This is a genomic window from Streptomyces sp. NBC_01257 (assembly GCF_035917255.1).
Classification (GTDB): domain Bacteria; phylum Actinomycetota; class Actinomycetes; order Streptomycetales; family Streptomycetaceae; genus Streptomyces.
The window spans coordinates 3,127,861-3,148,092 of sequence record NZ_CP108472.1; the positions used below are offsets into that span (position 1 = coordinate 3,127,861).

At 70.6% G+C, this 20,232-nt stretch carries 12 protein-coding genes; 2 read left to right on the plus strand and 10 right to left on the minus strand.

The window, feature by feature from the left end:
* The first annotated feature begins 194 nt into the window (after positions 1-194).
* A complete protein-coding gene (locus OG408_RS13325) occupies positions 195-2,426 on the plus strand; it encodes a bifunctional glycosyltransferase/CDP-glycerol:glycerophosphate glycerophosphotransferase (protein ID WP_266778703.1) in 2,232 nt (743 codons plus the stop codon).
* A 22-nt stretch (positions 2,427-2,448) separates the two neighbouring features.
* Complete coding sequence (locus OG408_RS13330) at positions 2,449-6,033, plus strand: bifunctional glycosyltransferase/CDP-glycerol:glycerophosphate glycerophosphotransferase (protein WP_266778705.1); 3,585 nt, start codon at positions 2,449-2,451, stop codon at positions 6,031-6,033.
* Positions 6,034-6,112: 79 nt separating this feature from the next.
* Here OG408_RS13330 and OG408_RS13335 read toward each other — a convergent pair whose 3' ends face one another.
* The 10 genes from OG408_RS13335 to OG408_RS13380 form a co-directional block, all read right to left on the minus strand.
* Positions 6,113-8,146, minus strand: coding sequence for a glycosyltransferase (locus OG408_RS13335; RefSeq protein ID WP_266778707.1), 2,034 nt, complete (start codon positions 8,144-8,146; stop codon positions 6,113-6,115).
* A 343-nt stretch (positions 8,147-8,489) separates the two neighbouring features.
* Entirely contained in the window at positions 8,490-9,929 is a 1,440-nt protein-coding gene (gene obgE, locus OG408_RS13340; RefSeq protein WP_266778709.1) for a GTPase ObgE, read from the minus strand.
* A 138-nt stretch (positions 9,930-10,067) separates the two neighbouring features.
* A complete protein-coding gene (rpmA, locus tag OG408_RS13345) occupies positions 10,068-10,325 on the minus strand; it encodes a 50S ribosomal protein L27 (protein ID WP_018103204.1) in 258 nt (85 codons plus the stop codon).
* 14 nt (positions 10,326-10,339) lie between these two features.
* On the minus strand, positions 10,340-10,660 hold the full coding sequence (rplU, locus tag OG408_RS13350; RefSeq protein WP_018551604.1) for a 50S ribosomal protein L21: 321 nt from the start codon (positions 10,658-10,660) through the stop codon (positions 10,340-10,342).
* A gap of 198 nt (positions 10,661-10,858) precedes the next feature.
* The gene (locus OG408_RS13355) at positions 10,859-11,920 is read right to left on the minus strand and encodes an iron-containing alcohol dehydrogenase family protein (RefSeq protein WP_266778712.1); all 1,062 of its coding nucleotides are present in this window, start codon (positions 11,918-11,920) and stop codon (positions 10,859-10,861) included.
* Positions 11,908-12,660, minus strand: coding sequence for a phosphocholine cytidylyltransferase family protein (locus OG408_RS13360; protein ID WP_266778714.1), 753 nt, complete (start codon positions 12,658-12,660; stop codon positions 11,908-11,910). Before OG408_RS13360 ends, OG408_RS13355 begins: the two co-directional genes overlap by 13 nt.
* Before the next feature lie 63 nt (positions 12,661-12,723).
* The gene (gene galU, locus OG408_RS13365) at positions 12,724-13,614 is read right to left on the minus strand and encodes a UTP--glucose-1-phosphate uridylyltransferase GalU (protein WP_266778716.1); all 891 of its coding nucleotides are present in this window, start codon (positions 13,612-13,614) and stop codon (positions 12,724-12,726) included.
* A gap of 157 nt (positions 13,615-13,771) precedes the next feature.
* A complete protein-coding gene (locus OG408_RS13370) occupies positions 13,772-17,854 on the minus strand; it encodes an Rne/Rng family ribonuclease (protein ID WP_326670006.1) in 4,083 nt (1,360 codons plus the stop codon).
* Positions 17,855-18,085: 231 nt separating this feature from the next.
* A complete protein-coding gene (locus OG408_RS13375; protein WP_326670008.1) occupies positions 18,086-18,868 on the minus strand; it encodes a TIGR03936 family radical SAM-associated protein in 783 nt (260 codons plus the stop codon).
* Positions 18,869-18,991: 123 nt separating this feature from the next.
* On the minus strand, positions 18,992-20,182 hold the full coding sequence (locus OG408_RS13380) for a hypothetical protein (protein ID WP_326670010.1): 1,191 nt from the start codon (positions 20,180-20,182) through the stop codon (positions 18,992-18,994).
* Positions 20,183-20,232 lie beyond the last annotated feature (50 nt).

The following is a 20,232-nucleotide window of genomic DNA, read 5'->3' on the forward strand; positions in this document are numbered from 1 at the left end:
GTGCGGGTGACGTCCGGGGAACATCACGGGTGAAGCCGGACAGCCCCGGATGAAGCCGGGGCAAACACAAGGCCGCAGCAGGCGGATGTCAATCAATTACGCTGTTCAGGTGCTCAGGCCCTCCCCCATGATTCCGCGGTGCGAATCGGTGCCTGCGCACGGACCCTGCAGACAGCTCTCTGGACTGGTGAAGGATGCCTCGACTGACACTCATCGTGCCTGCGTACAACGTGCAGGGGTATGTTCGGGAGTGCCTCGACTCCGTGCTTCAGCAGGACTTCACCGACTTCGAGGTCGTCGCCGTGGACGACTGCTCGCCGGACGCCTCCGGCGCCATCCTCGACGAGTACGCGGGGCGCGACGCCCGGGTCCGGGTGCTCCACCTCAGCGAGAACGTGGGCCTGGGCCACGCCCGTAACGCCGGAATCGAGCAGGCGACCGGTGACTACCTGCTCTTCCTCGACAGCGACGACACGCTGACGCCCGGCTCGCTGAGCGCCATCGCGGGACGCCTCGACGCGACGGACGACCCCGACGTCCTGATCTACGACTACACGCGCAGCTACTGGGACGGACGGCTGCTGCCCAACCAGCGCGCCGACCTCCTCGCCCGCAGTGAGCCCGCGGTCTTCCCCCTGTCGGAGCGGCCGGAGCTGCTCGATCTGCTGCAGATCGTCTGGAACAAGGCCTACCGCCGCGATTTCGTCGAGGCGCACGGATTCCAGTTCCCGACCGGGTACTACGAGGACGCCCCCTGGACGTACTCCACCCTGATCACGGCGGAGAGCATCGCGGTGCTCGACCGCGTCTGCGTGCTCTACCGGCAGCGCCGCGAGGGCGGGAACATCCTTCGCACGGTCAGCCGCAAGCATTTCGATGTATTCGACCAGTACGACCGCGTATTCGCTTATGTGGACGAACACCCGGAACTCGATTCCTGGCGTCCCGCGCTTTTCCGTAAAATGATCGACCACTATCTCACCGTCATGGAGAAGCCGGGCCGTCTCCCGAAGGCGGCACGGTCCGAATTCTTCCATCGCGCGGCCGCGGAATACACCCGCCGGCTGCCCGAAGGATTCGAGCGTCCGGGCGGTGGGCGCGGTTATAAGTACGCGCTGCTCGGCCGGGACTCCTATACGGGACTGACCGGGGTCACCCGCGCCAGCCGGGTGCGCAACCGGACGCGGGCGCGCAACATCGAGCGCATCGGCCGGGCCAAGCGCGCCGCGATGCGGATGATCTACCAGTCCCAGCTGCGGCTGCCGCTGGACGAGAACCTCGCGGTCTTCTCCGCCTACTGGAGCCGGGGCTACTCCTGCAACCCCGCGGCCATCGACGCCGAGCTGGCCCGGCTGGCCCCGCACATCCGCCGGGTCTGGGCGGTGCGCGCCGAGCACGTGAGCCGGGTGCCCAAGGGCGTCGAGGTGGTCGTCGTCGGGTCCCGCGAGTACTGGACGGCGCTGGCCCGCGGCACGTACTTCATCAACAACGTGAACTTCGCCGACGCGCTGGTCAAGCGCGAGGGCCAGATCCATCTGCAGACCCATCACGGCACCCCGCTGAAGACGATGGGCCTCGACCAGGCCAACTACCCGGCCTCCACGAACATGGACATGGAGGACCTGCTGCGGCGCTGCGACCGCTGGGACTACAGCATCTCCTCCAACCGCTTCTCGACCTCGGTGTGGGAGCGGGTCTATCCCTGCACCTACACCTCGCTGGAGACCGGGTATCCGCGCAACGACGTGCTGATCAACTCCGGTGCCCGCGAGGTCGCGCAGGCCCGCCGTGAGCTCGGCGCGGCGGACGGCTCCAAGGTCTTCCTCTACATGCCGACCCACCGTGAGTACCAGAAGGAATTCACCCCGCGGATCGACCTGGCGAAGCTGGCCGAGGAACTGGGCCCGGAAGTCACCCTGCTGGTGCGCGGCCACTACTTCTACAAGCCCACGGGCCGGCTCGCCGAGCTCCAGGCCAGCGGCCGGGTCATCGACGTCTCCGCGCACCAGAACGTGGAGCAGCTCTACCTGGCGGCCGACGCGCTCATCACCGACTACTCCTCGGCGATGTTCGACTACGCCAACCTCGACCGGCCGATCGTGATCTACGCCGACGACTGGGACACGTACAAGGTCGTCCGGGGAAGCTACTTCGACCTGATGGCCGAGCCCCCCGGCGCCGTCGCCACCACCCAGGCGCAGCTCACCGAGATCCTCCGGTCCGGCGAGTGGCAGAGCGAGAAGTCCGCCACCTTCCGCAGCGCGTTCCGTGAGCGCTTCTGCGACTTCGACGACGGCCATGCCGCCGAGCGCGTCGTCCGCGCCGTCTTCCTGAACGAAGAGAACGTCCTTCCCGTCGTCCCGCTTGCCGCACGCAAGCCGGCACCGTCCCCTGCCCAGGCGCTCGAACTGGTCGAGCGGGTCTGACCCGAAAGGAATGCCGAAAAACATGACCCCCCGGCTCAGTGTCATCGTGCCCATGTACAACGTCGAGGCGTATCTCGAAGCCTGTCTCGACTCGGTGGAGGCGCAGACCTTCACCGATCTGGAAGTCGTCATGGTCGACGACGGTTCGACCGACGGATCGGCCGCGATAGCCGCCGCCTACGCCGAGCGCGACCCGCGCTTCCGGCTGGTGACGAAGGTGAACGGCGGCCTGGGCTCGGCCCGTAACGCGGGCCTGGCGAACATGGCGCCGGAGAGCGAGTACTTCGCCTTCCTCGACAGCGACGACGTCATCCCGCCGGACGGCTACCGCATGATGGTCGAGAGCCTCGACGAGACCGGGTCCGACTTCGCCACCGGCAACGTGTTCCACGTCAAGGGCGAGCGGTCCTGGCAGGTCCCGCTCATGAAGATGCTGGCCGGTGAGGCCCGCAAGCGGACCCACATCGCCGAGTACCCCAAGCTCGTCGCGGACCGCATCTCCTGCAACAAGGTCTGGCGCCGCACCTTCTGGGAGAAGAACGGCTTCACCTTCCCCGAGGGCGTGCTCTACGAGGACAGTGCCGTGGTGCTGCGCGCCCACTACCTGGCCGACGCCATCGACCTGATCGGCGAGCCCGTCTACTACTGGCGGCTGCGCGAGGGCGAGTCCGCCCCGTCGATCACCCAGCGCCGCACCGACCCGCAGGGTGTCCGCGACCGGGTCGCCGCCTGCGAGACGGTCACGCAGTTCCTCGCCGACCGCCCCGGCTCCAAGTGGGCCCAGTTCAAGCGGGAGTACGACGCCCGGGTGCTCCGGGACGACCTCCGCATCTTCCTGAACGTCGTGCCGGACGGGGACGAGGAGTACCGCGAGGCCTTCCTCATCGCGGCCAACCGCTACCTCGACCAGGTCGAACCGCAGGTCCTGGACGAGCTGCCCGCCGTGCTGCGCGTGCAGTACGCGCTGGTGCGCCGCGGCGCGATCTCCGAGCTGATCGACCTCCTCGCCGACCAGCGGCGCCGTGAGCCGGTCGAGGTCAGCGGCTTCCTGCGCAAGTACGCCGGGTTCAAGGCCCTGGACCGCAGCGGAGTCACGCTCTCCCGCAAGACCCTGCGCATCGACAAGGACCTGGAGCTCAGGACCCCGCTGGTCGGTGTGGAGTGGCAGAAGGGCAAGCTGCTGCTGACGGGCGACGCCTGGATAGACAAGATCGACATCCCGAACCGGCGCAGCACCGCCAAGTTCATCCAGATCAAGAAGGGCGGCTCGCGCCGCCGTCTGATCTTCCCGGCGAAGAACATCTTCCGCCCTGGCCGGACCTCCGACACCTGGCAGAAGCGCTACAACTACGACTGGTCCGGCTGGGAGTTCTCCTTCGACCCCGCCAAGCTCCGGCACAACGGGCAGTGGGAGGAGGGCATCTGGCACATCGGCGTGATCGTCATGAGCTCCGGTCTGCTGCGCCGCCGCGGTATCCAGTCCAACGGCGGCAGCGCCGCCAACTTCCCGCCCTACCAGTGGCTCGACAAGAACTACCGGATGCTCCCGAGCGTCGAGGGCGCCGCGCTCAAGCTGCGCATCGAGCGGGTCAACGCGCTGGTGACCGGCCGCGAGCTGGAGGGCGACCGGATCGTGATCCGGGGCGAGATCCGTACGCCGCTGGCGAGCGACGAGACCGTCACGCTGCAGGTCTCCAACCAGTCCAGCGGTGAGATCCGGCGCTACCCGGTCACGGTCGACGCCGAGCAGGGCGGCACCAGCGCGTTCCGCGTCGAGGTCCCGCTCGCCGATGTCGCCCTGGTCACCGCCGAGACGACCGACGGCCACGCCCAGCCCCGGGTCCGCAACTGGAGCACGGCGCTGCTGATCTCCGGTTCCGACGAGGAGGCGGCACCGCGCCGGCTGAGCACCGTCGTCCAGGAGGGTCTGGAGGACGCGCGCTTCCAGCTGCCCGCGAGCATGGGCCGGCAGGCGGGCCGTCATGAGCTGGCGGCCATCGCCGGCCACAACGGCTACCTCAAGTTCCGCGGCCAGACCGAGCGTGCCGTGATGACGCAGGTGGGCGAGCGCGACGGCAAGCTCGTCCTGTCCGGCCACGCCCCGCAGCACCTGGTCGGTTCCGAGCTGCTGCTGAAGGCCAAGGACCGGTTCGACGAGCGCACCGTCCCGATCAGCTGGACCGCCGACGGCTCGTACGAGACGGCCTTCGACCCCTCGACGCTGGGCGGTGGCTCCCAGGGCACCATCCCGCTCAAGGCCGGCCGGTGGAACTTCTTCCTCCGTCAGCCCGACGGCGCGGACGTCGAGTTCGTCATCGACCGCCTCGCATCGGAGCAGTTCCCGCTGCACGTCACGCTGAAGGGCCGCCGGTACTGGCTGGAGGCTCGCTGGCACGACTTCCCGCAGCTGAACTGCCGCTCGGAGCTGGCCGATGTGGAGCGCGGCCCGTTCCGCCAGGCCCAGCTGCGCCGCGAGGTGTACGACGCCAAGTGCCTGGAGCCGCTGCGCGACCAGGTGTTCTACCTGAGCTACAACGGCAAGCAGTACTCGGACAGCCCGCGTGCCATGCACGAGGAGCTGGTGCGCCGGGGCGCCGACCTCAAGCACCTGTGGGCGGTCCGCGACGGCCAGGTGGAGCTGCCTCCGACGGCCGAGAAGGTCCGGATGTGGGGCACGGAGTGGTTCGACGCGCTGGCCTCCAGCAAGTACATCGTGACCAACGCGCACCTTCCGGAGTGGGTCGTCCGGCGTCCCGGCCAGGTCATCGTCCAGACCTGGCACGGCACGATGCTGAAGAAGATCGGCCATGACATCGACACGCTCCACTTCGACAAGGAGTACCAGAAGCGTCTGGAGCTCGAAGCGAAGAACTGGAGCATGCTCGTCTCCTCCAACCGCTTCAGCACACCGATCCTGAAGCGGGCCTTCTCCTACGACGGGGAGATCCTGGAGGCCGGCTACCCGCGCAACGACTACCTGTACTCCGACGAGCGGGTCAAGCTCGCCGAGGAGATCAAGAAGCGCATCGGGCTGCCCGAGGGCAAGAAGGTCGTGCTCTACGCCCCGACCTGGCGCGACGACCAGTCGCACCGGGCCGGTCAGTACTCCTTCGACCTCCGGCTCGACCTGGAGGACGCCCGCCGCCGCCTCGGCGACGACCACGTCCTGCTGATCCGGCGCCACTCCAACGTCGTCGACCAGGTGCCCGGCGCCGGCAACGGCTTCGTCTGGGACGTCTCCGAGTACCCGGACATCGCCGACCTGTACCTGGCGTCCGACATCATGATCACCGACTACTCGTCCGTGATGTTCGACTACGCGCACCTCAAGCGGCCGATGCTCTTCTTCACGTACGACCTGGAGCACTACCGCGACACGCTGCGCGGGTTCTACTTCGACTTCGAGAAGGACTCGCCCGGCCCGCTGGTCCGCACCTCGTCGGAGCTGATCGACTCGATCCGCGACATCGACACGGTCTGGCCCGAGTACACCGAGCGCTTCGACCGCTTCCACCACCTGTTCTGCGACCTGGACGACGGCCGCGCCTCGCAGCGCGTCGTGGACCGCATGATCGAACAGGCGACGGAGCTCACCGAGGAGAAGTAGCCGTACGGCACGCGAAAGGGGGCGGGCCCGGAGATCTGATCTCCGGGCCCGCCCCCTTCGGCATGTGTTCGGTCCCGCTCTACGGCTCCACGTCCACCGTCTTGAAGGCGAGCTGCGACAGCGCCGTGTAGTACGGCCGGATCTCGATCTTCGTGACCGGGCGCGGCGCCGGCTTGCCGCCGTTCAGCGTGCGGGTCACCCGGCGGCCGACCTTCGCCAGCAGGGTCCTGCTGGGCTCGGGCAGGATCCGGATCACCGGCCGGGGGAAGGTGAACACCCCTATGGGCGCGAGGACATCGGTGGCGAGCTTGCCGACCTGGACGCGGTCGGCGCCGGCCGCGGGGCGCAGCCACACGTCCCAGATCTGCTCGGGCCCCTCGTGCTCACGCACCAGCGCGGCGCAGTCGACCCGGGCGCTGACCCGCTGCCCTTCGAGGGCCGAGACGGGGAACGACAGCACCCGGTCCTTGTCCTTGCGGTGCACGGCCTCCAGCGCCGCGCCGGGGCCGAGTGTCACACCCCAGCCGGCGGCGTCCAGTTCGATGGTCTCGGTGTCGACCGCGACCGCGTCGATCTCCACATGGGCGTCGCGCACCACGCTGCGGATCCGCAGGCGGTCCATCTCGCCCCGGTGCGGGAGTAGCAGCTCCAGGGCGGGGGCGCCGTTCTCCCGGGGCAGCGGCACGTTGAGCAGGTCCCGTACGTCGCAGCCGTAGCCGTCCACCGTGAGCGGCACCTCGTTGCCCTCAGGGGTGCACACGGACAGTTCCCAGGTGCCCTCGGGCAGTCCGCCGTGCCAGGGCACCACGGCGCTGCCGCCCGGGTCGATGGCGAACCGCTTCTCCGCCGGGTTGCGTCCGACCCGGCGGCAGGCGATCTCGGCGCCGTGCACCTCGGCCGGCAGTGCGCCGACCTCGATCCGGACCGAGCCCAGCGGGTCGACCTGGGCGGTGGCCGTCGTCGGCAGTGCGCGGCGGGTGAACGCGTCGTGCAGGATCGCCTCGAAGCGGGCGCAGCTGGCCGGCTCGTGGAAGCGCACCGCGTTGCGCACGGCCGCCTCGCCCATCTGCTTGCGACGCTCGTCGTCCTCGACGAGTTCGAGGATGGCGTCGGCCATGGCGGCGGTGTCGCCGCGCGGGACGATGAGGCCGTCCTCGCCGTGCGTGATGATGTTGCGCGGGCCGTGGTCGGCGTCGGTGCTGACGACGGGCAGACCGGCCGCCATCGCCTCGACGATCACGTTGCCGAACGCCTCGCGCTTGGAGGGCAGCACGAAGATCGAGCCCTTGCTGAACTCGGGCGCGACCGGGGCGGCCGGGCCCATCAGCGTCACGGTGTTGTGCAGGCCGAGGGTCTCGATCTGCTTGCGCAGATTGGCCTTCTCGGTGCCGCCGCCGTAGATCCGCAGCCGCCAGTCGGGGCGCTTGGCCACGACGGTGGCGAAGGCGTCGACGACCGCGGCGAAGTTCTTGTTCTCCTTGAGGAGACCGGCCGCGATGACGACCTTGTTGGTGCTCTTGGACTGCACCGGGGCGGCGGGCACGCAGTTCGGCATGACGGCCAGCCGGTTGCGTACGCCCGGCACCAGCTTGCCGATGCTCTCGACCTCTTCGGGCGTCAGCGCGGTGAGCGCGTCCAGCGAGTGGTACGCCTTGAACAGCCGGCCCTGGTAGTACTTCGCGTAGATCGAGGGCATCGAGTGCTCCTGCGTGACCCGCAGGTAGTCACCCTCGGCGTACGAGAGCATGATCGTGTTGCGCGGGCTGGAGCTCACCACGACGTCCGAGTCGGTCGTCGCGAGGAATTCGAGCAGTCGCAGCTCCGCCAGCCGGCTGACCACCGGCTTCTTCTCCGCCGGGTCCACCGGGTAGACCTTGGGGAAGACCGCGATCAGCGGATCGTCCAGGTCCGATGTCGGGGAGTGCTGGCGCAGGTCGGTCAGCACCCGCACGGAGACGCGCGGGTCGAGCGGGAAGTAGGACTCGTCCCGCACCTTGCGGAGTGCGACGATCTCCACGTCGTGCCGGGCCGCGAGTGCACCCGCCAGATTCTGCGTGGCACTGACAACTCCGCCCATGTGGCAGAGGTCGCGCACCAGAAATGAAATCTTCACTTGCGTCTTTCGGCTGGGCCGCGGCTCGCGGCAATCCCCGGGCAGCCTCGCGTGATGGTCACCACGCTCCCCCTACCCCATCGGCTTGCGAGGGCATGCCCTCTCCTCGCACAAGAAAGACGGACAGGCGGGTCACAGGGTTGTGCACGGAGTGAAACTTTATCGAATCTTTGAACATAGCGTACCGGGAACGGTAATCGCGTACGGAATCCACCCAAACACCCGCACATTTATGCGACATGAGGGCCGAAACCGCTGCGCCGCTCCCCCCCCTGACCGCACAAGGGCGTGCCTCCGCACCGGAACCCGGTACGGAGGCACGCCCTCACAGCAGCACCCGTGCTTACGCGAACGGGTCGAACTCCTGGTACTCCTTGCTGACCTCGTCGCGCTCGTCCTCGCGGTCGCGACGGCGCTGAGCGGCCGGACGCGGCTCCTCCAGACGGTGGTCCTCGCCGCGGCGGCCGAGCATCTCCGCACCGGCGGTCACCGTCGGCTCCCAGTCGAAGACCACGGCGTTGTCCTCGGCGCCGATGGCCACGCCGTCGCCCGCCCGGGCACCGGCCTTGCGCAGCGCGTCCTCGACACCGAGCCGGTTCAGCCGGTCCGCGAGGTAGCCGACGGCCTCGTCGTTGTTGAAGTCGGTCTGGCGCACCCAGCGCTCCGGCTTCTCGCCGCGCACCCGGTAGATGCCGTCGTCCTCCAGCTTCACGGTGAAACCGGCGTCGTCCACGGCCTTGGGCCGGATGACGATACGGGTCGCCTCCTCCACCGGCTTGGCGGCACGCGCCTCGGCGATGACACCGGCCAGCGCGAAGGACAGCTCCTTGAGGCCGGTACGGGCGACGGCAGACGCCTCGAAGACGCGGTAGCCGCGCGCCTCCAGCTCCGGGCGGATCATGTCCGCGAGGTCCTGGCCGTCCGGAATGTCGATCTTGTTGAGGACGACGATGCGGGGCCGGTCGTCCAGACCCCCGTAGAGCTTGAGCTCCTCCTCGATCATGTCGAGGTCGGAGACGGGGTCGCGGTCGGACTCCAGCGTCGCCGTGTCCAGCACGTGAACCAGGACCGAGCAGCGCTCGACGTGGCGCAGGAACTCCAGACCGAGGCCCTTGCCCTGGCTGGCGCCCGGGATCAGGCCCGGGACGTCGGCGATGGTGTAGACGGTGGAGCCCGCGGTGACCACGCCCAGGTTCGGGACGAGCGTCGTGAACGGGTAGTCGGCGATCTTCGGCTTGGCCGCCGACAGGACCGAGATCAGCGAGGACTTGCCCGCGCTCGGGTACCCCACCAGGGCCACATCGGCGACGGTCTTCAGCTCCAGGACGATGTCCCGGGACTCACCGGGCTCACCGAGCAGCGCGAAGCCGGGGGCCTTGCGCCGGGCGGAGGCCAGCGCGCCGTTGCCGAGGCCGCCGCGGCCGCCCTGGCCGGCGACGAACATGGTGCCCTGGCCGACGAGGTCGGCGAGCACGTTGCCCTCGCCGTCGAGGACGACGGTGCCGTCCGGCACGGGCAGGACCAGGTCCTGGCCCTCCTTGCCGGTGCGGTTGTCGCCCGCGCCGGGCTGGCCGTTGGTGGCCTTGCGGTGGGGGTGGTGGTGATAGTCGAGGAGCGTGGTGACCGCCTGGTCGACGATCAGCGTCACATCGCCGCCACGGCCGCCGTTGCCGCCGTCCGGGCCGCCGAGCGGCTTGAACTTCTCACGGTGAACGGAGGCACAGCCGTGGCCCCCGTTACCCGCGGCGACATGCAGCTCGACGCGGTCCACGAAGGTGGTCATGGTTGGAACCTCCAGTTACATACGTGCAGAAATGTCTCGCTCGTGCTCCTGTAGGAGCAACACGCGAAAGGCGGACCCACTTCCCGTTCGGGAAGTGAGGTCCGCCTCCACGTCATACCGCTCGACGAGCGCCGAAAATCAGCCGGCGATCGGAACGATGTTCACGACCTTGCGGCCACGGTGCGTGCCGAACTCGACCGCACCGGCGGCGAGGGCGAACAGCGTGTCGTCGCCGCCACGGCCGACGCCCGTGCCCGGGTGGAAGTGGGTGCCGCGCTGGCGGACCAGGATCTCACCGGCGTTGACGGCCTGACCGCCGAAGCGCTTCACGCCGAGCCGCTGAGCATTGGAATCGCGCCCGTTCCGGGTGGACGATGCGCCCTTCTTGTGTGCCATGTGTTCTCAGTCCCTTACTTCGCAGCCGCGGGGATGCCGGTGACCTTGATCGCCGTGTACTGCTGGCGGTGACCCTGGCGACGGCGGTAACCGGTCTTGTTCTTGTAGCGAAGGATGTCGATCTTCGCGCCCTTGTGGTGGTCCACAATCTCGGCCTGGACCTTGATGCCGTCCAGCACCCACGGGTCGCTGGTCACGGCGTCGCCGTCGACAACGAGCAGGGTAGAGAGCTCTACCGTGTCGCCAACCTTGGCGGTGGGAATCTTGTCAACCTCAACGATGTCGCCGACAGCAACCTTGTGCTGGCGACCACCGCTGCGCACGATGGCGTACACGCGGATCTCACTCTCACTCGAAGCGAAAACCTCTGAAGCCAGCCGCTCACACGGGTCCGGGGACCCGTGATGATCCGGATTGGACGAGCGGCCTCTCCCGTACGAGCGGGAGGTGAGTGCTCAGAGGTGTGGCGAAACAAACGCCGACGGTCAAGATTACGGGGCCCTGGACAGCCCGGTCAAACCGGGCCCCCCTCTTCAGGCCGCCGCGGCCCTGACGTAGTCGGCGTAGGCGTCCCTGATCCCGTCCGTGGACAGGTCCAGGTGTTCCAGGATCGTGTACCGGCCCGGCCTGGTCCGGGGTGCGAAGTCGACCACCGAGACGAACTCGTCCGCGCTGAAGCCGATCTCCTCCGCGGTGACCGGCAGGCCGTGGCGCCGCAGCGCCTCGGTCATCCGGACGGACTCCCGGTGGGCGCCGCGCAGATGCATCGCGAACGCCGCGCCCAGCCCGCACTGCTCCCCGTGGCTCGCCGCACGCTGCGGGAAGAGCAGGTCGAAGGCGTGGTTGATCTCGTGGCAGGCGCCGGAGGCGGGACGGCTGTCGCCCGCCACCGACATCGAGATACCGGTCAGCACCAGCCCTTCCGCCAGCACCTGGAGGAAGGAGTCGTCGCCGAGGGCCCCGGGGTGGCGCAGCACGGCCTCACCGGCCTGCCGGGCCATCGCCGCGGCCAGTCCGTCGATGTCCTCGCCGTTGACCCGGTGGGCGAGCTCCCAGTCCGCCACGGCGGAGATGTTGGAGAGCGCGTCACCGATCCCGGACCGCACGAAGCGGTCCGGGGCCTCACGGATGATGTCGAGGTCGATGACGACGGCGATCGGGTTCGGGACACCGTACGAGCCGCGGCCCGCGTCGTTGTCCAGCGTCGCCACCGGGGAGCACAGACCGTCGTGCGACAGGTTCGTCGCCACGGCGACCAGCGGCAGCCCGATGCGCGCCGCGGCGAACTTCGCACAGTCGATGATCTTGCCGCCGCCGAGTCCCACGACGGCGTCGTACCGGCCGGACTTCATGGCCTCGGCGAGCTTGACGGCGTCGTTCAGCGTGCCGCCGCCCACCTCGAACCAGGAAGCGCCCGGCAGGCTGTCCGAGAGCCGCTCACGCAGCGCCCGGCCGGAACCCCCGCTGATCGCTATCGCCAGCTTGCCCGAGCCGGAGATCCGCTGATCGGCGAGGACGCCCGCCAGATCGGCCAGAGCGCCTGCCCGGATGTCGACGACGACCGGTGCGGGGATGAGCCGGGTCAGTACTGGCACGCGATGGTCCTGCCCTTGGCCAGGTCCTCGTGGTTGTCGATCTCGACCCACTTGACGTCGCCGATCGGCTCCACGTCGACCTTGAAGCCGCGGTTGACGAGCTCCTGGTAGCCGTCCTCGTAGTACAGGTCCGGGTCGCGCTCGAACGTGGTCTTCAGCGCGTCGGCCAGCTCCTCGGCCGCGTCGCCCTCGATGAGCGTGACGCCGATGTACTCGCCGGTGGCCTCGGACGGGTCCATCAGCTTGGTGATCCGCTGGACGCCCTTGCCGGGGTCGACGACGACCTTCATCTCCTCGTCGGCCAGCTGCTTGACCGTGTCGAGGGCGAGGATGATCTTCTTGCCCTCGCCGCGGGCGGCGAGCAGCGTCTTCTCGACGGAGACGGGGTGCACGGTGTCGCCGTTGGCGAGGATCACGCCGTCCTTGAGGGCGTCACGGCCGCACCAGAGGGAGTAGGCGTTGTTCCACTCCTCGGCCTTGTCGTTGTCGATCAGCGTGATGCTGACGCCGTACTTCGCCTCCAGGGCGGCCTTGCGCTCGTACAGGGCCTCCTTGCGGTAGCCCACGATGATCGCGACGTCGGTCAGGCCGACCTCGGCGAAGTTGCCGAGCGTCAGGTCGACGACGGTCAGGCTCTCCTCGTCGCCCTCGGGCCCGACCGGCACCAGGGCCTTGGGAAGCGTGTCGGTGTAGGGGCGCAGACGGCGGCCGGCGCCGGCCGCCAGAATCATGCCGATCATGAGGGTTCTCCTTGGTCCTTGGTGCGGGTGTCTCGGGTGGGGTGCGTGCGCCGTGCGGGCGGCTCAGAGCTCGGCGGCCACGAAGCCGCGCAGCCAGGTACGGAAGTCCGGACCCAGGTCCTCGCGCTCGCAGGCCAGTCTGACGATGGCCCGGAGGTAGTCGCCTCGGTCACCGGTGTCGTAGCGGCGGCCGCGGAAGACGACGCCGTGCACCGGACCGCCGACCTTCTCGTCGGCGGCGAGCTGCTGGAGCGCGTCCGTCAGCTGGATCTCGCCGCCCCGGCCCGGCTCCGTCTCGCGCAGCACGCCGAAGACGGCGGGGTCCAGGACGTAGCGTCCGATGACCGCCAGATTGCTGGGGGCGTCCCCGGGCTCCGGCTTCTCGACCAGTCCGGTGACGCGCACGACGTCGTCCTCCGCGGTGGCCTCCACCGCGGCGCAGCCGTACATGTGGATCTGCTCGGGCGCGACCTCCATCAGCGCGACGACGCTGCCGCCCTCGCGCTCCTGGATCTCGGTCATGCGGGCCAGCAGCGGATCGCGCGGGTCGATCAGGTCGTCACCGAGCAGCACGGCGAAGGGCTCGGCGCCCACGTGGGGCTCCGCGCACAGGACGGCGTGGCCGAGGCCCCTGGGGTCGCCCTGCCGGACGTAGTGCATGGTCGCCAGGTCACTGGACTCCTGGACCCGGACCAGCCGCTCGTCGTCGCCCTTGCGGGTCAGCGCCGACTCCAGCTCGTAGTTCCGGTCGAAGTGGTCCTCCAGCGCGCGCTTGTTGCGCCCGGTGATCATCAGGACGTCGTTCAGGCCCGCGGCGGCGGCCTCCTCCACGACGTACTGGATCGCCGGCTTGTCGACCACCGGCAGCATCTCCTTGGGAGTCGCCTTCGTCGCCGGCAGGAACCGGGTACCGAGCCCGGCAGCGGGTATGACGGCCTTCTGGATCTTGTGCATGTACGGGGACTTCCGTGTGGGGTACGGGGACGGCCGGCACCGGAAAGCAGCCGGCCGGCCCCGTGAGGGACCGGCCCGACTGCGTCGCGCGCGGTGCGAGGGTCTGTGCTGAGCCGGCCCGTGGGCCGGCTCAGCACAGACCCTGGGTGACTCGAACTCAGCCCTCGTCGGCGGAGGCCGTGACGGACGGGGACTGCTGCTCGGCCGCCACCGTCTTCTTCGCCGCCTTCTTGGCCGTCGTCTTCTTGGCGACGGTCTTCTTGGCAGCCGTCTTCTTGACGGCTGCCTTCTTGGCCGTGGCCTTCTTCGCGGTCTTGCGGGCCGCCTTCTTGGCCGGTGCCGGTTCGGCGTCGGCCTCGGGGGCGGACTCCGGCTCGGCGGCCGGTCCGGAAGCCGTCACCACGACGACCGCGGTGTCCTCGGCACCTGCGGGGGAACCCGCGGGTGCGCTGACCTTGCGGGTCGCACGGCGGCGGGCACGCGGGGGCGCGGCCGGCTCCTCGGCGGGGGCCTCGGTGTGCGGGGCCTCGACGACCGGGTCCTCGGCGGCGACCGGGTCGGCGTCGGACACCGGCTCCTCGACGGCCGGGACCACGACGGGCTCGGCGGCCTGGGCGGGCGAACCCGCCGGGGCGGTCGCCTTGCGGGTCGCCCTGCGGCGTGTACGGCCCTGGGGCGCGTCGGCGACGGGCGCCTCGGCGACCGGTGCTTCAACGACCGGCTCGGGCTCGGGCTCCGGCTCCACGACGGGCTCCGGTGCCGCGACCGGCTCGGCCACGGGGGCCGGGGCGGACGCCGCCTTCGGAGCACCGGCCGGGGCCGAGGCCTTCCGGGTCGCCCGACGACGGCCACGGCCACGGCCCGCGGCCGCCTCGGCCTCGGCCGGGCTGCTGTACAGCTCCTCGTCCGGGACGAACTCCGGCTCGGGCAGCGCCAGCGGGGCGGCCACCTCAGCGGCCACCTCGGCCTCGGTCTCCACCTCGGTCTCGGCGACGTGATCGTGCTCGTGGTCCTGCTCGTGACCGTGCTCGTGCTCGTGGTCCTGGCCCGAACCGCCACGGCGCTTCTTGGAACGCTTACCGTTGCCGCCGCCACCCACCGAGGTGGGCTGCTCCATGTGCACGATGACGCCGCGCCCGTTGCAGTGGACGCAGGTCTCGGAGAAGGACTCCAGCAGACCCTGGCCGACCCGCTTACGGGTCATCTGGACCAGGCCGAGCGAGGTGACCTCGGCGACCTGGTGCTTCGTACGGTCGCGTCCCAGGCACTCCAGGAGCCGTCGCAGCACCAGGTCCCGGTTGGACTCCAGCACCATGTCGATGAAGTCGACGACGACGATGCCGCCGAGGTCGCGCAGCCGCAGCTGACGCACGATCTCCTCGGCCGCCTCCAGGTTGTTCTTGGTGACGGTCTCTTCCAGGTTGCCGCCCTGGCCGGTGAACTTGCCGGTGTTGACGTCGACGACGACCATCGCCTCGGTCTTGTCGATCACCAGCGAGCCGCCGCTCGGCAGGTAGACCTTGCGGTCCAGCGCCTTCATGAGCTGCTCGTCGATCCGGTACGTCGCGAAGATGTCGACCTCGGAGGTCCACCGCGACAGCCGGTCCGTCAGGTCGGGCGCCACGTGCGAGACGTAGCCGTGGATGGTCTCCCACGCCTCGTCGCCGCTGACGATGACCTTGGAGAAGTCCTCGTTGAAGATGTCCCGGACGACCCGGACGGTCATGTCCGGCTCGCCGTAGAGCAGCGTCGGCGCGTTGGAGCTGCCGCTGCTCTTCGACTTCTTCTGGATCTCCTCCCACTGCTGCTGCAGACGCTCGACGTCACGGCGCAGCTCGTCCTCGCTCGCGCCCTCGGCCGCGGTGCGCACGATGACGCCGGCGTCCTCGGGGACGATCTTCTTGAGGATGGTCTTGAGCCGGGCGCGCTCGGTGTCGGGCAGCTTGCGGCTGATCCCGGTCATCGAGCCCTCGGGCACGTAGACGAGGTAGCGGCCGGGCAGCGAGACCTGACTGGTCAGGCGGGCGCCCTTGTGGCCGATCGGGTCCTTCGTCACCTGGACGAGGACGGACTGGCCGGACTTGAGCGCGGTCTCGATGCGGCGCGGCCCGTGGGCCATGCCGAGCGCCTCGAAGTTGACCTCACCGGCGTACAGGACGGCGTTGCGGCCCTTGCCGATGTCGACGAAGGCGGCCTCCATGGACGGCAGGACGTTCTGGACCTTGCCCAGGTAGACGTTGCCGACGTAGCTGGTGGCCTGCTCCTTGTTGACGTAGTGCTCGACGAGCACGTTGTCCTCGAGGACGCCGATCTGGGTGCGCTCGCCGTTCTGGCGGACGACCATGACGCGCTCGACGGCCTCGCGACGGGCGAGGAACTCCGCCTCGGTGATGATCGGAACCCGGCGGCGGCCCTGCTCGCGGCCCTCGCGGCGGCGCTGCTTCTTGGCCTCCATACGGGTCGAGCCCTTGATGGACTGGACCTCGTCGAAGCCGGTGCCGGGCTCGCGCTCGGCCTCCTTCTTGCGGGGCTCGCGGACCTTCACGACGGTGCGCTCGGGGTCGTCCGTGCCGTTCTCGGCGTCGGACGAGGCGTCACCGCTGCGACGGCGGCGGCGCCGGCGCCGACGGCTGCTGCTCGACCCGGAGGCCCCGGAGTCGTTGTCGTCCTGCTCGTCGTCGCCCTCGTCCTCGGACTCCTGAGCACCCTCGTGCTCGTCATCGGAGTGGTCGGCGGAGTCGTCGGCGTGCTGCTCGGCGGCGTCGTCCTCGGCGGACTCGCCGCGACGGCGGCGACGGCCACCACGACGACGCCTGCGCGACGGGCGGTCGCCGTACTCGTCGGTGTCCTCCCCGTCCTGCTCGGCGTCGCTCTCGCCCGAGGGCTCGTGCTCGTCCTCGGCCTGCTCCTCCACGGGGGCGGCGGCCGGGGCGGGCGCGACGGCCTCGGCCTCGGCGGCCTCACCGCGACGGCGACGGCGGCGGCGCGAACCACCCTGCGGCGCGGCCTCGGCGGGGGCGGCGGCCGGGGCGGCCTGGGTCTGCTCCTCGGCCGTACCGATCTCGTCCTCGGGCTCCTCGTCGTGCGCGACGGGGGGCTGCGCGGCGGCGGCAGCGGCGGCCGTCTCCGGGGTCTGGAACATCGGCTCGGCGAAGACCGGCGCCTGGAACACGGCGACGGCGGGGCGCTCGGCGCGGCGGCTGCGGCGCGCGGGCTCCTCGACCTTGCCGGTGAACTCGGGGCGGCCGGCGGCGGCGGTGGCGCGGCGGCGCTGACGGCCGCGCGGGGCGGCCTCCTCGACCTCGGCGGTCTCGGCGGCCAGCTCCTCGACGGCTGCCTCGGGCAGGCTCTCGCCGCTCTGGACCTCGGTGCGCTCCTCCGCGGCCTCGGTGACCTGCGGGGCGCCCGCGGGGGAGGTCGCCTTGCGCGACGCACGGCGACGGCCGCGCGGGGCCTCGACGGGCTCGGCGGCTTCGGCGGGCCCGTCCGCCTCGATGGCCTCGGCCGGCTGCGCCGGCTCGGCGGCGGGCTCGGTCCGGGTGGCCTGGGGCGCACCGGCGGGCGCGGAGGCCCTGCGGCGGGTGCGGCCACGCGGCGCCTCGGCGACGGGCTCGGCCACGACGGGCTCGACGGCCTCGGCCGCGACGGTCTCCTCGACGATCTCGGCCACCTCGGCGGCCTGCGGTGCACCGGCGGGGGCGGTGGCCTTGCGGGAGGCACGACGACGACGCGGCGCCTCGACAGGCTCCACAGCCTCCTCCTCGACCGGCGCGGCAGCCGCCACGACCGGCTCGACGACCTCGACGGTCTCGGCGGCCTGCGGCGCACCCGCCGGGGCGGTGGCCTTGCGGGAGGCACGACGACGACGCGGCGCCTCGACCGGCTCCACAGCCTCCTCCTCGACCGGCGCGGCAGCCGCGACAACCGGCTCGACGACCTCGACGGTCTCGGCGGCCTGCGGCGCGCCGGCGGGGGCGGTGGCCTTGCGGACGGCGCGGCGGCGGGCGCGGACCGGCGGTGCGGCCTCGGCCTCGGTGGTGTTCTCGGTGCTGGTTTCCGACACTCCGGCGTCAACGGCCGGTATGGCCGGCGCCTCGGCTCCGGCAGCCTGTGCGCCCGTCGTGGGCGGGCCGGCCGGGCGGGACGCGGCGCGGCGCCTGCGGCGCGGCGGCAGCTTGTCCCCGGGGGTGTTGTTGTCTTCTGCGTTCCCGGTCGTGCCGGGTTCGGTGGGCTCGAGCATGCGGGCGGTTCTCCCGTCGCGCTCCCGGGCGCCGCGCCTGATTCCGGTCCGGCACGGTCCGCATGTGTACGCGGTACCGCCGTCCGGGGCGCGGGCGCCGCACGGGAGCTGAATGTCTGGCTCGCCGGTTCCGTACGCGTTGTGCGCACGGCCTGGCGAAAGTCTTATGGGTCAGCGCGCGGCCCGGCCCAGGTGGCTCCCGAGTCCGAGGGCTGCGCTACAACGACCGCCTTACGCGGAACCTGCACCATCCGGCGCCGTCGCGACGGCGGTCCCGGCGGCCGTGGGTAGAGCGGCCGGGGCTGCCTCGCGGTCGGGCGCGAGCGGGTCGGTCACCGTGCCGGACTCCTCGTCGAAGAGCCCCTGCGCCAGCCTGGTCACCGCTGCGGGGACCGGCGGCGCCAGGTCGGCCACAACGCGGAGACCGGACAGGACGTCGTCAGGCCGTACGGCAGGTGTCACGTGCCGAACAACCAGCCGCAGTATCGCACAGGCCTTGTCCCCGGGCCTATCAGGCTGATGATCAAGGGCCTGCAGGTCGACCACGGCGGACCGGGCGTCGAAGGTCCTCATGCCGTTCTTGGTACGGCGCTCGACCTCGACGCTCTCCGCCGCGTTGAACGCGGCGACGGCCTTCCCGGCGTCCTCCACGGTGACCCCGTCCAGCCGCAGCTCCCAGACGGAGGCGGTCAGCCGGTCGGCGAGGCCCGAGGTGCGGGCCTCGACGGCGTCGGTGATGTCGAGGCCGTCCGGCAGCGAGTCGTTGAGCAGCTCGCGCAGGACGTCCGGATCACGCGCCTCGGAGAGGGCGATCTCCAGGAACTCGGCCTCGCTGCCCGTGCCGGTGGGTGCGGCATTGGCGTACGACACCTTGGGGTGCGGGGTGAAGCCCGCCGAGTAGGCCATGGGCACCTCGGAGCGGCGCAGCGCCCGCTCGAAGGCACGCTGGAAGTCTCGATGACTGGTGAACCGGAGGCGGCCGCGCTTGGTGTAGCGCAGTCGGATGCGCTGCACTGCCGGTGCGGGCGGCGGGCCTTCGGGCTGTCGCTTGCCCAGTGGTTCTTCTCCTCGGTGCGGGGCGGACGCGGTGGCACGCCGCCCTCGAAATACGGGTGGCCCCGGGGTGTCCGGTCCGGCTCACCCCTGCGGGAAGGATTTCTCCTTGAGCAGGGAGATCTCTGGTTCGGGCGCCGCGCTGGGCACAGTCGTTGTACTACCCAGAGTACGCGCAAGAGGCCTCACCGGTTCCCGGGGCTCGACTTCCCGCGGCCCGCCGACCAGTGCCCGCCAGGCGTCCCGCCGGGCCTGGCGGACGGTTTCACGTGCCGCGTCGAGTGCCTGCCGCACCGTCCGGCCCACCGCGCGGGCGGCCCGTCCGGCCGGGGCCAGAACGTCATCGCGCAGGAAATGCCCGACCGGGGTGCATACGTTGCGATAGACCCAGCTCACCGGCGCCCCGACCAGGTGCCACGCCAGCCAGGCCAGCGCCCGCCCGACGGCCCGTGAGATGTATCCGGCGACGCGCCAGGCGACGCCGACCGCGGCGGCGATCTCCCGGCCGACGGGGGTGATGATCCGCCGGTACACCCAGACCACCGGAGTGACGAGCAGCACGGTGACCAGCCACCGGAGGGCGGCCCACAGGCCCCGGCAGCCGGCCCCGATGCCGCGGGCCAGCAGGTCGAGGGACCAGGCGATGCCGTGGCCCAGCGGGGTGAGCAGTTCCCGGTACGTCCATGCCAGCGGCAGCACGACCAGGTGCTCCGCCAGCCAGCCGGCGGCCAGCCCCAGGGGCTTCAGGACGTACCGCCACAGGAGGACCACCGGCATGACGAGGACGACGGTGAACAGCCACCCGAGCGCCTTGGCGACGCCGCGTCCGGCCGGGAGCAGCAGCGCCCGCCAGACCCACCTCAGCCCGTGCCCGGCCGGGGTGAGGACCCGTGCGTACAGCCACTCCAGCGGCACCACGATCCCGTACCGCCAGACGGGCACCGCGACATACCGCCACAGCGCCACCCACGGCCACACGAACACCGCGGCGGCCAGCCATCGCAGCCCGTGCCCGAGCGGGGTCAGCACCGACCGCCACAGCCACCGGGCCGGCACCGCCACCAGCACCTCGAAGAGCCACGCCAGCGCGCGCCCCAGCGGGCGCAGCAGGATGCGGTCGGCGGCACGGGCGCCCGCGGCCAGGGCGTCCCACACCATCCGCACCGGCAGGACGAGGACGAGGACGACGATCCTCACCGGAATCCTGACGAGCGTGGTGAGACAGCCGTCACCGCCCTCGTAGTGCACGGGCGCCTGGTGCTTTCCGTATTCCATGCACCTCATGACGCGAAGGCCCGTCCGGGGGTTTCCCGGACGGGCCTTCG

Excerpts from the sequence above, each read along its gene's own strand:
- obgE (WP_266778709.1), bottom strand. The coding sequence starts at position 9,929 with ATGACCACCTTCGTGGACCGCGTCGAGCTGCATGTCGCCGCGGGTAAC.
- OG408_RS13380 (WP_326670010.1), bottom strand. The coding sequence starts at position 20,182 with ATGGAATACGGAAAGCACCAGGCGCCCGTGCACTACGAGGGCGGTGAC.
- OG408_RS13330 (WP_266778705.1), top strand. The coding sequence starts at position 2,449 with ATGACCCCCCGGCTCAGTGTCATCGTGCCCATGTACAACGTCGAGGCG.
- OG408_RS13325 (WP_266778703.1), top strand. The coding sequence starts at position 195 with ATGCCTCGACTGACACTCATCGTGCCTGCGTACAACGTGCAGGGGTAT.
- OG408_RS13360 (WP_266778714.1), bottom strand. The coding sequence starts at position 12,660 with ATGATCGGCATGATTCTGGCGGCCGGCGCCGGCCGCCGTCTGCGCCCC.
- galU (WP_266778716.1), bottom strand. The coding sequence starts at position 13,614 with ATGCACAAGATCCAGAAGGCCGTCATACCCGCTGCCGGGCTCGGTACC.
- OG408_RS13370 (WP_326670006.1), bottom strand. The coding sequence starts at position 17,854 with ATGCTCGAGCCCACCGAACCCGGCACGACCGGGAACGCAGAAGACAAC.
- rpmA (WP_018103204.1), bottom strand. The coding sequence starts at position 10,325 with ATGGCACACAAGAAGGGCGCATCGTCCACCCGGAACGGGCGCGATTCC.